At 42.9% G+C, this 15672-nt stretch carries 7 protein-coding genes and 1 tRNA gene; 2 read left to right on the top strand and 6 right to left on the bottom strand.

The window, feature by feature from the left end:
- Positions 1–23 precede the first annotated feature (23 nt).
- Positions 24–95, bottom strand: a tRNA-Arg gene (locus DXA54_RS03755).
- 203 nt (positions 96–298) lie between these two features.
- Between DXA54_RS03755 and DXA54_RS03750 the strand changes: the two genes are divergently transcribed.
- A complete protein-coding gene (locus DXA54_RS03750; protein ID WP_118031909.1) occupies positions 299–2149 on the top strand; it encodes a 2-oxoacid:acceptor oxidoreductase subunit alpha in 1851 nt (616 codons plus the stop codon).
- Between the two features lie 3 nt (positions 2150–2152).
- A complete protein-coding gene (locus tag DXA54_RS03745; protein ID WP_120078986.1) occupies positions 2153–3163 on the top strand; it encodes a 2-oxoacid:ferredoxin oxidoreductase subunit beta in 1011 nt (336 codons plus the stop codon).
- Positions 3164–3266: 103 nt separating this feature from the next.
- Here the strand turns inward: DXA54_RS03745 and DXA54_RS03740 are convergent, their stop codons facing one another.
- From DXA54_RS03740 to DXA54_RS03720, 5 genes are all read right to left on the bottom strand, one after another.
- Positions 3267–5267, bottom strand: a complete 2001-nt coding sequence (locus DXA54_RS03740) for a RagB/SusD family nutrient uptake outer membrane protein (protein ID WP_120078985.1) — start codon at positions 5265–5267, stop codon at positions 3267–3269.
- Positions 5268–5278: 11 nt separating this feature from the next.
- Positions 5279–8545, bottom strand: a complete 3267-nt coding sequence (locus DXA54_RS03735; protein WP_120078984.1) for a SusC/RagA family TonB-linked outer membrane protein — start codon at positions 8543–8545, stop codon at positions 5279–5281.
- A gap of 1484 nt (positions 8546–10029) precedes the next feature.
- Complete coding sequence (locus tag DXA54_RS03730) at positions 10030–12483, bottom strand: beta-glucosidase (RefSeq protein WP_120078983.1); 2454 nt, start codon at positions 12481–12483, stop codon at positions 10030–10032.
- A 37-nt stretch (positions 12484–12520) separates the two neighbouring features.
- On the bottom strand, positions 12521–14728 hold the full coding sequence (locus DXA54_RS03725) for a glycoside hydrolase family 3 N-terminal domain-containing protein (protein ID WP_004311200.1): 2208 nt from the start codon (positions 14726–14728) through the stop codon (positions 12521–12523).
- Between the two features lie 67 nt (positions 14729–14795).
- A complete protein-coding gene (locus tag DXA54_RS03720; RefSeq protein ID WP_004311199.1) occupies positions 14796–15650 on the bottom strand; it encodes a DUF4886 domain-containing protein in 855 nt (284 codons plus the stop codon).
- Positions 15651–15672: the final 22 nt, after the last annotated feature.

Here is a 15672-nt window from a genome sequence, read left to right as displayed (position 1 = left end):
AACTTCTCACAGATTCTTCGTAGTAGCCCCGAGGGGAATCGAACCCCTATCTAAAGTTTAGGAAACTTCTATTCTATCCGTTGAACTACAAGGCCGCTTCAAATTTGCTTGCAAAGATAACGGTTTCTGTCGATTTAACAAGAATAAAAATACAGGTTCCTTTCAAATATCTCAAATATTTAGCGTCAATAGGACAATAAAGTTCGATTTATTTTGATAATTCGATTAACTTTCCGACCTTTGCGCTCACAAATTGAAAGTAAAATCAGTTTTAAAATTAAATATAGTAATTAAAGTTATGGCAGACGAAATGATGGTTAAAGAATTGGAGGAAGTAGTAGTACGTTTCTCCGGCGACTCCGGTGACGGTATGCAGCTGGCCGGCAACATCTTCTCGAACGTGTCGGCTACGGTAGGAAATGACATCTGTACATTCCCCGACTATCCGGCAGACATCCGCGCCCCGCAAGGTTCACTGACCGGTGTTTCCGGTTTTCAGGTCCACATCGGTGCCGGACAGGTTTACACTCCCGGAGACCGTTGCCACGTGTTGGTGGCTATGAATCCTTCCGCACTGAAAACACAAATCAAATTCTGTAAACCGCAAGGACTTATCATTACCGACTCCGACTCATTCGAAGCCAGAGATTTGGAAAAGGCACAATTCAAGACTGACAATCCTTTTGAGGAATTAGGCGTAAAACAGGAAGTACTTGAAGTTCCCATCTCTTCCATGTGTAAAGAGAGCCTGAAAGATTCCGGACTAGACAATAAATCAGCACTCCGTTGTAAGAACATGTTCGCACTCGGATTGGTTTGCTGGTTGTTCAACCGCAACCTTGCCGCTGCTGAAAAAATGTTGCGTGAGAAATTCGCCAAGAAGCCCGAAATTGCAGAAGCTAATATTAAGGTATTAAACGATGGTTTCAACTATGGTGCCAACACACATGCTTCTGTCTCTACTTATAAGATTGAAAGTAAAGCTCCGAAATCAAAAGGACTTTATACAGATATCAACGGAAATAAAGCAACTGCTTATGGCTTGATTGCTGCTGCCGAGAAAGCAGGTCTGGAACTCTACTTGGGTTCTTATCCTATCACTCCGGCCACTGATATTCTGCACGAATTAGCTAAACATAAATCACTGGGAGTAAAAACCGTACAGTGCGAAGATGAAATCGCGGGTTGTGCTTCTGCCGTTGGTGCCGCTTTTGCCGGTGCTTTGGCTGTAACGACTACTTCCGGGCCCGGTGTTTGTTTGAAGAGTGAGGCCATGAACCTTGCTGTAATTGGCGAACTTCCATTAGTGATTGTAAATGTGCAACGTGGCGGTCCGTCAACAGGTTTGCCTACTAAATCAGAACAGACAGACTTATTGCAAGCTCTTTACGGACGTAATGGTGAAAGCCCGATGCCGGTGATTGCCGCAACTTCACCAACGAACTGTTTTGATGCCGCATACATGGCATGTAAGATTGCTCTGGAACACATGACTCCGGTTGTATTACTGACGGATGCTTTCGTAGCCAACGGCTCGGCAGCTTGGAAACTTCCTAACTTAAATGAATATCCTGCCATCAATCCTCCATACGTGACTCCGGACATGGCTGGTAACTGGACTCCATACCAACGCAATGAAGAAACCGGTGCACGTTACTGGGCAATTCCGGGAACTGAAGGATTCATGCACCGCATCGGTGGTCTTGAAAAGAGCAATGAAACAGGTGCGATCTCTACCGAACCAGAAAACCATAATAAGATGGTTCATCTCCGCCAAACTAAAGTAGATAAAATTGCAGACTATATCCCCGAACTCGAAGTACTGGGTGATGAAGATGCAGATTTACTGATTGTTGGCTGGGGCGGCACGTATGGGCATCTCCGTCTGGCTATGGACTTTATGCGCGATCATGGAAAGAAAGTGGCTTTCGCACACTTCCAATACATCAACCCGTTGCCGAAGAATACAGCCGATGTATTGCGTAAATACAAGAAGATCGTAGTAGCTGAACAGAATTTGGGACAATTCGCAGGTTATTTACGGATGAAGATACCCGGATTGAACATCAGCCAGTTCAACCAAGTGAAAGGACAGCCTTTCGTTACGAGAGAATTGATAGATGCATTCACTAAATTATTGGAGGAATAAAAGATGAGCGATAAAGTATATACCGTACAAGATTATAAATCAGGCCAACCTCGCTGGTGTCCGGGATGCGGTGACCACGCTTTCCTGAACTCACTGCACAAAGCTATGGCCGAACTGGGAGTAGCTCCGCACAATATTGCCGTCATTTCCGGTATCGGTTGTTCTTCCCGCCTGCCTTACTACGTAAATACGTATGGGTTCCACACTATTCACGGACGTGCCGCTGCTGTTGCAACAGGAGCAAAAGTAGCCAATCCAAATTTGACTATCTGGCAGATTTCCGGTGACGGTGACGGTTTGGCAATCGGTGGTAATCACTTCATCCATGCCGTTCGCCGCAACATTGACTTGAACATGATTCTGTTGAACAACCGTATCTATGGTTTGACAAAGGGACAATATTCACCGACTTCAGAACGTGGATTCGTCAGCAAATCATCTCCTTACGGAACAGTGGAAGACCCGTTCCATCCGGCAGAGCTAGCTTTCGGTGCCCGCGGACGTTTCTTCGCACGTTGTATTGCAGTAGATGGTACCGCTTCCGTAGAAGTGTTGAAAGCAGCAGCTAATCACAAAGGTGCTTCTGTTGTAGAAGTTCTGCAAAACTGCGTGATCTTCAACGATGGAACTCATGCTTCTGTAGCCACCAAAGAAGGACGTGCCAAGAACGCTATCTATCTGGAACATGGCAAACCCATGTTGTTCGGTGAAAACAAGGAATTCGGATTGATGCAGGAAGGTTTCGGACTGAAAGTGGTGAAACTTGGTGAGAATGGTATCACAGAAAAGGATATTCTTATTCACGATGCTCACTGCCAAGATAATACGCTTCAATTGAAACTGGCGTTAATGGAAGGTCCTGATTTCCCGATTGCACTCGGTGTGATCCGCGATGTAGATGCTCCAACTTACAATGATGCTGTAATTGGACAGATTGAAGAAATCAAAGGCAAGAAGAAATATCATAATTTCCAGGAATTGCTAATGACTAATGATACTTGGGAAGTGAAGTAATTCACCACTTCAATCCATAAAATAATAAAGGCGTAGACAAGAGAATCAACTCTCTTTCTACGCCTTTCATTCTTTCTATCGTGTAACCTATATTTATATCAACCTATTCGAGAGCAGTGCCACCCACTTTTTCCGGCCAATACGGATTCTGATAAATAACAGAATTATCTGTACTATTATCAGGAGACGCAAGTCTCATTTCATTAATAGCAACCGGACTCAAATAGTTGGCTTTAGCCCAAGAATATCCATCATATACCTGATTATTGATTCTCACCTTGCTAAAAGGACGAATATACTTGAATGCTCTGGAGGAAATATTAGAAGTAGCATCATCCGGATCATCTTTTAAAGTAACGTCTTCCGGAAGTTCATAAGTTTTATAAGCCTCTTCCCAAAAGTTATACCCTTCAGGAATAAACTTATTAGTAAGTACGCCATCCCAAGCTCTCCAACGCACCAGGTCATCCCAACGCATTCCTTCGCCAATAAACTCGCAACGACGTTCGCGACGGATATTATATAAGGTAGCATCCACTTCATACGAACCGGGATGAGCGGCCAAATCCGTCTCCTTATTCATATCGGTATTGTCAATGGTCGTCTGGAAATTGCCTGTAATGCCTGCCCGATTGCGTACTGCATCCCAATAGCTTTTCGCTTTACCGTCTACCTTATTATTACGCAAATAGTAGGCTTCCAGATAATTCAGATAAGCTTCGACACCACGAAAGATAATGCACCCTGTAGTCGATTGCGACTGACCGGAAATAATCTGCTTATTATTATATGTCAAGCATTTCCGAATCCGATACCCGGTATTATCAGATGTTTGGGCTTCCAATGATATAATATTAGGTTGTTTGAATTCTTTAAGTGCAGGTTCTTCTGTCGAACTGGATGGAAGCAAATCCTTCTCGCCCAAAACAAACATTTGCAGACGCAGATCACGATTCTCTTTCACATCCATGATAGTTTTGTCACCTTTATATTCATCTCCTGCTGCATAATAGGGAAGTCCGTCTTTCATGACAAAACAGTCTACAAAGCTCTTCAGCATACCATTATTACCTCCAGTAAAAATATAAGCCGGTGTGCCATGCGTGATTGACACGCCACCACCATTCATATATTGCTTCCAGAAAAGAACTTCGGAATAACTACTCATATCTTCTTCCGCAAACATCTCGAAATATGGATTCCAGCCAACAATCCCCGATATGTTTTTCGGATTGGTCAGACCGGTATTATTGGTCAAAGTAATATCATCAGCCACCTGTTCCGCTGCTTTCATAGCCTCATCCAGAAAGAAATTGATTTCATTATCCATGTTCGTGGAGAAATCGGTATGTATTCTCTTACCCGGCCAGGTTGCATCCCCCGGCACACGCCCTGTTCCCTTATGATACTTTTCAAACGTAGCCTCATACAAAGCAACGCGCGACTTTATCAATAACGCGCAATTCTTTGTTAATCGCGTTTTGTTTCCTGAAATATCATCCACCATATATTTGGCGGCGGAATCGAGCTGATTGATGATAAAACGAGCAACGAGATTACGCGGCTGACGAACAGATTTCTCTGTCAAAACAGACTGATTATCCGGCAATACTTCGGTTATAATTGGAAAATCTCCGAATGATTTCAGTTTACTGTAATAAATCCATGCACGGATAAAGTACATTTCGCCGACATAGTGAAGAATCTGTTCACAATTGCCCTCAATCTTGCCTGCCTCGAATTTAGGAAGCACATTTTCGAAGAAATAATTGCAATAGCGAATTTGAGTAAAATCCCAGCCACCTCCAGTATTAGGAACACGCCACTGACCTTTCTCAAAATAGGTGGAAGAATATCCTCCGGCTACCATATTATCTGTATTCTGGTCATTGTTCACTGTACCGACTCCATATCCACCATGCGTTGAAAAGATGTTGTTGTACTGCGAAATACTATATGCAGCCAAGTGGTCCGTCGTATTAAAATACTCTTGCGGAGTCACCTGATCCAGAGGCGCCATATCCAGAAAATCATTACAAGATGTAAGCGACCACGTAGCTCCTGCCATCAAGATTGTTTGTAATGTAATATGTTTCAGTTTCATAAGCCTTAAAATTAGAAGTTAACATTTAAACCTACCGAGATGGTGCGCTGCAACGGATAGAGTTTACCATTATTCGCATCATAAGTGCTTTCCAAAGCCTCCGGGTCGAAAATCTTGGACATATGAGAGAATGTCAACAGATTGTCACCTGACACGTATACTCGAACTGAAGACATTCCGGCTTTATTTGTCCATTGCTTGGGCAATGTATAGCCTATCTGAACATTCTTAATACGGCAGTAAGCTGCATTCTGAATATAGCGGCTCTGCACTGCCATGTTTCTCGAATCACTTTTCAATACGCGTGGATAATAGGCATTTGTATTAGCACCCAACGGGTCACCCTCCGGACGCCAGAAGTCCCAATGTTCCTTAAATCCGGTAGCCTGCCATTCGTCCACTCCATTGGCTCCCCAGAAATAGGGGCCGCTCAACACATAATCGCGCTTGGCCACTCCTTGCAGAAATATGCGGAAATCGACACCTTTCCATGCTGCATCCAACGTGATACCATATTTAAATCGAGGTGTATTATTGCCCAAAATCACACGGTCACCGGGTTTCTCTGTGGTATTTTCACCTGTCGAGATCACTCCATCGCCGTCTACATCCTTATACATGATATCACCTGCTCCCCACTTGCTTCCCAAAGAAGACTGATCCACTTTGGCCAAGTGAGCGTCCATCTCTTCCTGTGATTGTGCGATACCTACCGTTTCATATCCCCAGATTTCTCCTTTCATCATTCCCGGATAATATGCTTCGGAAAGTTTGTTGTTTTCATTCGGATAGCGAGTGATTTTCTGTTGGTCATCGGCTAACGTAAATTTAGCACCATAAGAGAAATCACCAATCATATCTCTCCACCCCAGTTCCAGCTCAAAACCATAGGATTTCATATCGGAATTGTTGATTTTCGGAGGAGTAGCACCCAGTACGGAAGACAATTCCGGAGCCGGGCCAATCATATCATACGTCCAACGCACAAAGTAGTCGAACGAACCGGTCAAGCGATTATTAAACAGCCCCCAGTCCAAACCGATATCCCAGGTTTCAATCGTTTCCCAAGTCTTCAAGCTGGAGACGATACCGGGTAGGCTTGCATAATTCGGTCTTTTTCCATTCACCAACCAGTTATAATCAGTGCCTTGTGGCATCGTCTGATAGAAAGGATACCATGCATCCTTAGTATCCGTATTACCCAACTGCCCCCATGAACCTCTTAATTTCAATACATCAATATGAGCTTTATCGGCTATATTCCTGAAGAAATCTTCACGTGCTATATTCCATCCGACTGACAATGACGGGAAAAATCCCCAACTCTTGTCATTAATGAAACGGGACGAACCGTCATAACGACCGTTCAACTCTATCAGATAGCGTTCTTTATAATTATAGTTGATACGCCCGAAGAATCCGGCTACCCCATTGTGTGCATATCCACCGGAAGTAGTAGGAGATTCCGTTGCTGTATTCAGTGTAGGCACAGAATTGGAGATCAGCGTATTCTTCTGCCCCGACAAACTTCTTGTCTTATACAACTCCGCATTAAAACCTGCCATCACTTTAAAGTAATGACCGCTTTCATATTGTTTAAAATAATCGGAATAGATATTCGTGCTGTAATAATTCTCTTTATAATTATATTCGTTCACAACGGAACTGCCGGCTCCATAACTTCCCCATGGTATAGAATACGGATTACCGTCACCGTCATGAGAGAAGATAGGTAATACTTCCCAATGTTCATTTTTGTTTTCCGTTCTTAGAGCACCCTCGATATTAATTGTCCAGTTCTTGACCGGTTCAAACACAAACTGCAACTGTTGAGTATTCAAGTCTTTCTGGTTGGTTTGTCGGCCACCATCCTCCAATTCTGTAATTTCCACACCATTCATGGGATAGCCATTAGGATCGTAAGCCGGACAGGTGGGCCAGCGGCGAGCGATATTATGGAAGAATAGCCCGGTCAGATAAGAGGGTCGGTCAAAGTCCTCACGTGTCCATTTGGTAGAATAGTTCACTCTGAACCAATCTGTGATCTGCGCTGTAATGGTGCTGTTCATTGTATAACGTTGCAAATTATCTTCACCATGCCGCAACAGACCGTTCTGGTCCATAAAACTACCGCTCAATGAAAATTGGATTTTCTCATTACCTCCCGAAATACTTAGATTATGTTCTTGAGATGGCACCCAGTCATTGTAGAATTCTTTAAACCAATCCGTATTGGCATTCGCTCCGCCATAATTGTTCCAACGGTTATTATTCGTATTCAGTGTTGTGACGGATGTTATCTTTCCCTCCTGATAATCTTTTATTTTCTGTAACTGCTCGGATGAGAACGGAGCCTCACCGGATCTGCCCGCATTCTCTGCGGCACGATTAAAGTACTGTGCAAAAGTATATGAGTCCATCATTTCAGGCACTGATACCGCGTCGCTGAAACGGACATTTCCATTATAACTGACTCTGGCTTTACCCGCTTTCCCTTTCTTGGTCTGAATCAGAATAACACCAAAAGCAGCACGCGCTCCATAAATAGAGGCAGAAGCAGCGTCTTTCAAAACAGAAACCGTTTCTATATCATTCGGATTCAACGAATTAAGATTACCTTCGATACCGTCAATCAACACAAGTGGAGACGACCCGGAACCATCACCGATTGTTCCTGCACCACGAATATTAAAACTCATCGAACCATCCAAGGCTCCACCTTCACTTCCTACCGTGAAGTTCAAGCCTGGCACTGTACCCTGTAGGGCCTGCGCCACATTGGTTACAGGACGTGCAGCCAACACTTTCGCATCGACCATACCTACCGCACCGGTTACATTTACTTTTTTTTGTGGTCCGTAGCCTACAACGACTACTTCGTCGAGCTGTTCCGAATCTTCTTTCATAACGATATTAAGGGGTGTCCCATCAGCTTTCACGGTAATAGTTTTATAACCAATAAACGAAAGTGAGAGAACTGCTCCTTTGGGGGAATCGATAGAGAAGCGTCCGTTGAGATCAGTAACAGTACCTGTGGCAGTACCTTGCACCTTTACAGAGACTCCAATAAGAGGTTCTCCGTTTTCATCCACTACAACACCTGTAGTCTTTACTTTTTGCTGCTGTATATCAGCAGTTTCCCATGTTTCATTAGTATTAGCTACTGCTTGCATAGGTTGTGTGCACCATAACAATAAAGTAGCAACTGCTGCTATTTTCAGGCAACGTGTTCCCCGTCCTTCCATAAAGGCCGGGCATCGGTTAGTTTTTCTTGTCATACTTTAATTTATTCAGTTAGACATTAGTAAGTTAGAATTTCTAAGGTTTTATGGTGCCTTCATATATTATTTGACACCATGTTTCAGGCAATTTGTGTGTTTAGTTTTCCATAGGCTTTTCTATTTTTATCTTAGGTTAATACTTGCCAGAGTTCTTAACGAACTTGGTTTTACCTATGCTTGGAAACACAACTTGGAAGGACATTTTAGATAAAACAGTCATCCATACACTCGCACCGCTTTGAGTTTGAGACGATTTGTATGTAAATTGCTATATAATAAATACTTATTTTGATACCAAAGGCAAGTTGATAAAACTGTTATCCCATTTTGTTGCCAGAAAACACAACAATCCAGCTATCCCGTTTTAAAATATTTTAGTAGATTTACTTGCGTAATATTTCATTTTATTCTACTTTTGCTTCACCATAATGATATTCTAAACGATTCTTTTGTTGTTATTAAGAATTAAAAATAATAAGGCATTCGTTTTCATATCAAAATAAAACCAAGTTCGTTAAGAACTCGGTTTTCATTTCTCTCCTTCTCTAATCGATATTGCAATATACACTACTCATTTCCTTTGACTAAATAACACCTATTTATCAATATCATTAACTTTATGGATAGAGAACTGATGATAAGAAGCTATTTTAACAGGTACTTATTTATAAATAAAAAATGGAGAAGGATGGAGAAAAGGGTAGAAAACTGGAACCAGGTTCATAGCTATAAACTCAACACTAAATTTCTGAAAACGAATATACAACTATTAAGAAGCATTTAGAAGGTTCACAGGTTTCACCTTCAGCTGAACAGCTATGAGTCAACGGTTTACAGTGACATAAAGCACAAAATACAGAAGAAAGTATCCTTCACCTCCTTCACCATGTAGAGTCTTTCATATAGATTAAGGACATATATATCCAATATACAGGGCATATATGCGCAACGTGTTGGATATATATGTCCAACACGTTGCGTATATATACTCTACAATTCAGGTATTAATATCCTAGAGATAGAGTATTAGTGTCTGATTACTTAGGTGCTAATTTCCGGTTGACGGCAGTTTTATTTTGTTTTAAACCTGCAAACAGTTTGTTTCAAGCGTATGAAACAAATAGTTTCCCGCCTTGAAACACTTTGTTTCGTGCCTCGAAACAGATTGTTTCACACGTTGAAACAGATTGTTTTGCGCCTTGAAACAGATTGTTTACCGGCATGAACAAGACATTTGATGCATGGATTCTACAAATTACTACATAGTCTTCTATAAATATGCCAAGATTCTTACACACGAGACAGCGTGTGAGATAAAGGTATCTTACACACATCTGCAACCGTATCTTGCACTGCATAAAACAATTGTATATCAGCTAATTGAATCCGATTAGTGTAAGGTGCAAGATGTTTTTGCATTTTCAAACTTTATAGAGTCGATTAAGTTTTAATTATTTATTTGTCAGTTCACTATTCAGTAATTATAATTCAATCGCAGCCTTTAAAGGTAATTGATTGGAAGCCGGACCGACAAGAATCTCAAATACCCCCTTTTCTACTACAAAGCGGTGTTGATTCATATCGTAATAAGAAAATGCGTCTTCATTCAATACAATAGAAAGGCGTTGTGTCTCTCCTTTCTTCAAGAACACCTTATCATAGCCTTTCAGTTCTTTCAAAGGACGGGGAACGGAAGATTCTACATCATGCACATATACCTGGGCTATTTCCGAAGCATCCATTTTTCCTGTATTCTTTATATCAAAGCTAACCGTCACCTGATGTTCACCGGTTTTCTCCACAGCTAAATTACTATAAGCGAAAGTAGAATAAGACAACCCATAGCCAAATGGATAAAAAGGTTCTTTACCCGAACGGTCATATCCCCGATAGCCAACAAAAACACCCTCTGAATAATCGACACGTTTAATTTCCGCTTTCAGATTCTCATAATAGCTGTCATGCACCGGATTATCTTCCCATTTCTTTTCGATAGAAATCGGCAACTTACCACTCGGAGAAATCTTTCCAGTCAATATTTCGGCTATTGCCTGTCCACCCTCCTGTCCGGGATACCATGCCATCAAAATCGCTTTTGCAGCCTCATGCCAAGAGGTAAAGTCAACTCCACCGCCAGCATTTAACACTACTACCAGATTCGGATGCAGAGAAGCTACTTTCTGAATGAATAATTCCTGATAATGTAACAGAGCAAACGGGCGATCGAACCCCTCTCCTTCTGTATTGCTATTGAAACCAGTACAGAATACAACATTATCCACCTTTGCCAATCCTTGACGAAGTTTCTCTTCATTCAGCCTGGATGCTTTAAAACGGATAATTGCTGAAGAGATATTATCAAAAAACTCGATTCGGAAGCTGTATTCTTTACCTGCCTCAACCGGCAGTTCCACTTCACGGCTTGAATATGAATGATTACCCCAGTCGCCTGTAATATGCTTATCATTCACAAACAGGCGATAACCATCATCGCCACCAATGGATAGTTTTAATAATCCATCCTTTTGAGACATATAACTGGCTGTCCAACGGACAGAAAATCCATCTTCCGGAAAACCTTCCAGTGGTGCTCCATATTGCCAGTCATAATCAACTGATGCTTCTGTACGAATGACCTCCGGTTGTCCCGAAAGCGTTTTATTCTTAAAATATTCGGCTTTAAATCCTTTCGTCTGCCGAGCGGCATCCGCGTAAAATTCATGAAGAATATCCTCATAAATCACATCGTCCGTCAACAGAACGAGGTTCTTTTTTTTCAGTTTTTCCAGTCCCTCACTAACAGATACCGTAGAAAATGGAGTTACAAAACCACTTCCACCACCCGTAGGAATGCGGTCGGCATTGGGCCCCATCACAGCAGTCTTTCCTTTCAAGGGGAGTAGATTTCCTTCATTCTTCAGTAAGACTACACCTTCGCGTGCCAGTTCTAAAGCAGCCTGGCGGGAAAAAGGATTATCCTGCGCGATGTTACTGTCTTTCTGTTCCTTATCCAGCATGCCGTAAGCAATCAAGGTCTGCAAGATATGCTGCACTTTCAGATTGATGGTTTCTTCTGTCACCGTACCGTTTTTGATAGCAGGTATAAGATTGTCGACATTCATAAAACGTCCTTTCGGCATTTCAAGATCAAGTCCGGCATTAGCGGCTCCTACGGCAGAATATACGGAAGTCCAGTCCGACATTAAGATACCTTTAAATCCCCAGAGATTACGCAAGATATCAATATTCAACCATTTATGTTCGGTAGCATGGACACCGTTCAGAAGATTATAGCTGTTCATTACAGCACTTACATTCGCTTCCTGTACAGCTTTCCGAAAGGCCGGAAAATAAATCTCGTGCAAAGTACGTTCGTCTATGTCCGAACTGGCATGATGACGGCTCCATTCCTGATAATTAGCTGCAAAGTGCTTGATGGTGGCAATAACTCCTTCCGATTGCACGCCTAGGATATATTGTTTAGCCGTTTCACCCGTTAAATAAGGGTCTTCGCCAAAGTATTCAAAGTTACGTCCACACATAGGAGCACGGTAGATATTTACTCCCGGTCCGAGCAGTATATTCACTCCTCTGGCTTTGGCATCCTGTCCCAATCCTTGCCCCAGTTGATAAAGCAGACTCCGGTTCCAGGTAGAAGCGGAAAGTATTCCGGAAGGATAGAGAGTGCTCTTGGGGGCATGATTACGAATTCCCTGCGGTCCGTCCGCCAGTTTTATTTCAGGAATCCCCAGACGGGGGATTGCACGAAGCGAGAAGCTGGTATATCCGGAGATATACTCTATTTTCTCTTGCAAAGTCATTTTAGATACAATTTCCCTGGCACGTTGTTCGGCTTGGGGAGTGATTGTCTGCGCACAGGTTAATATGCTCCATGCAAGCATACATAAACCTATGCCTCCTATTTTCTTTTTCATGGTGATTTTGTATTAATATAGCATTGTTAAAAACCAACTAGTCTATCAGTTCTATTTTAACGGTCTGTCCCTGTACCAAAATATGATATTCTCCGGCTTCAAGGAACCGTTTACCATCCTCATTGACAAAACCGAAATCACGTTCCAGGTCTATGTCAAAACGGAAAGTCTTCGTTTCTCCGGCTCTAATCAACTGTTTTTCAAAGTGTTTCAGTTCTTTCACCGGGCGGGTAATCGAGCAATACGGATCGGATATAAACCAATGAACAGTCTCTGCTCCATCGCGAGCACCGACATTAGTGACAGTCACTTCTACAGACAATCGATCGCCGCGCTTCACTTTAGTAACAGAAGGGGTAACGGTGCCATACTTAAATTCGGTATAACTTAATCCATGCCCGAACGGATATAACGGATCGCTTGTTATATCTTTATAGAATCCTTGATGTCCACGTCCGCTCTTGCGGCGATTGTAATAAATAGGAATTTGTCCCGTTGAATAAGGGAATGTCATGGCAAGTTTACCGGATGGGTTGATACGTCCTGATAATATACCGGCCATCGGCAACGCGCCATTCACACCCGGTTGCCAGATTTCCAGTATAGCATCGGAAATTAGTTCCAGACGATTCAATTCCAACGGACGCCCATTCACCAATACCAGTACGATAGGCTTTCCGGCTTTCTTCAGTTCTGCGGCCAGTTCTTCCTGAATCTGCGGTAATGCGATAGAAGAACGGGAAGCATTCTCCCCACTCCAGGTCATCATCTCACCCAAACAAAGAACAACTACATCAGACCAGCGTGCAGCTTCCAATGCTTCTGCAAATCCTTCTTTGTTATCTCCTTTCGTAGCACAGCCTGCTGCATAACGCAATTCAGCTTTTCCTGCAAATTCAGTAGCCAGTCCATTATAGAGCATGGCAACATCCGTATCTTTTCCATGACCACACCAGGAACCCAACAAGTCCCAACCATTTTTTGCCATTGGTCCTATCACGGCAATCTTCTTTTTATCAGTCAGCGGTAATGTTTTGTTTTCATTTTTCAGCAAGACCATGGATTCCGCCGCAAGCCGGGCTGCAATATCCATACTTTGCGGACGGAAGAAACGTTCTTTCTCACTTGTTGCGGGAGTATAAGGACGTTCGAACAGGCCGAGACGGAATTTCAAAAGTAGAACACGACGTACAGCTTCATCTACTTGAGCTACCGATACTCTGCCCTCTTCTACCAACTCCTGCAAATGGCGGTCGTAAGCATGAGACATCATATCCATTTCAAGACCGGCAGTAAACGCATGCCAGGCTGCTTCTTTTTTGGTCGCTGCCAATCCCTGATTTTTCAACTGTTCGATGGCTCCCCAATCGGAAACAATAAATCCATCATGCCCCCAACGTTTCTTTAATATCTCGGTCATTATGTAAGGATTGGCCGAACCCGGCACACCGCTGATATCATTAAAGGAACTCATCAGTGTTGCCGCACCTGCTTTCACACCCATCTCGTAAGGGAGCAGATAAGTATCCCAAAGAGTTTGTTTGGATATCTCGGTATAGACATAGTCACGCCCGGCTTCGGATGCCCCGTAACCTACATAATGTTTCAGACAAGCTGCCATACGGTTTTCTGCTGACAAGTCATCTCCTTGATAACCTTTGACGGAAGCTGCACCGAATACCCCGTTTGTATAAGGATCTTCACCATAACCCTCTGCCACACGTCCCCAGCGGGGATCACGAGCCACATCAATCATCGGTGAGAAAGTCCAGTCCACTCCCGACATACGCGCTTCCTGTGCAGATACAGCACACGCCTGCTCTACCAAATCCGGATTCCAGGAACAAGCCTGTGCCAACGAAATAGGATACACGGTACGGAAACCATGAATTGCATCGTAGCCGAAAATAATAGGAATACCCAGACGAGACTCTTCCATTGCTTTTTTCTGCATACTATTACGCAGTGCGGGATTTGTTTCGAAGTAAATCAGAGAACCGATTTCTGCGGGCACTTTCTTCACTTCTTCACCTACATTATTCACATTGTTATTCCGTCCCAGGGTATATTGATTAAGCTGCATCACTTTCTCTTCCAAAGTCATGCGGGATAGGAGATCATTTACGCGTTTCTCTATCGGAGCCTTCGGATCTTTATATAGTGCAACATCTTTTTTATCTTTTGCCGAAAGGGTGCATATAGAACCTAGCAAACATAATCCGTAAACCAATACTTTCTTTCTCATCGGTGTTTTCGTCGGTTAATTAGTATATAAATATAGCTTTATCAGACAGCCACAACATGGCTTCTTTTTATCGTCTTTCAGATAAATCAGTCACCTTATACGGATGCTTCACTGCTGCATGAGCAGCTTTCTGGGCAACAGCTTTTCGAGCCTCATCCAGGCTCTCCGGGGCATAAGGATTTCCGATTACATTGCGTTTGAAGATACGTTCGAACCAAGTGCAGGCAGCAGTATAACGTCCGACTTTCACATCCAGATGATGTCCGTCCCGGTTCATATGATCGCCAATGAAAGAGGTACGGGCATTCTGTATGGCAGTGCCCGTAGGGATAATCATCTTAATCTTATATGCCTTACCTGCTTTTTTCACTGCATCTACAATTGCGTGATACATCGTCAGCTGATCGCGGTTGTAGTTTTTAAATCCACCGTGATTGGAAGTGGATGCATAGGCCCAAGTCTGGTGCAGCATCAACTTTGTTTTCTTGGGAAGACGGGCTTTTACATACTCTATGAGCTCGGGAAGAGAGGCTTCATACGTCTCATACATTCCGGAAAAAGTACTTGCCTGTTGCAGGCTGACATAATCCCAGTCTTCATCCGCCAACACCATTTCCAAAGACATCTTGCCTTTTTCCCGTTTCTTTCCATCCGTACCGATTTTCCGGTAGGCATAGGCAGGAGCATTTTCACGTGCATTCTTCACATGGCGTTCCAGAGAACAGCCACCAATAAACATATTGCCGATTATGGTTGAAATGCCTTCGGCTTCCGCAAGTTCATGCAGATATTGCTCAACGGCATCTTGGGAAAAGCTGTTGCCAATGGCAAGTATTCTGACCGTTTTTTGCTGGGCATATGCTCCTCCGGCAAGAAGGAGCAGTATGCACATACAAATCACTATATTTCTATATTGCTTCATTGTAATCAATATGATAAAAAAC

This window comes from Bacteroides sp. OF03-11BH (assembly GCF_003604005.1).
GTDB classification, from domain to species: Bacteria; Bacteroidota; Bacteroidia; order Bacteroidales; family Bacteroidaceae; genus Bacteroides; species Bacteroides ovatus.
This window is presented reverse-complemented; position numbering and strand designations above follow the sequence as displayed.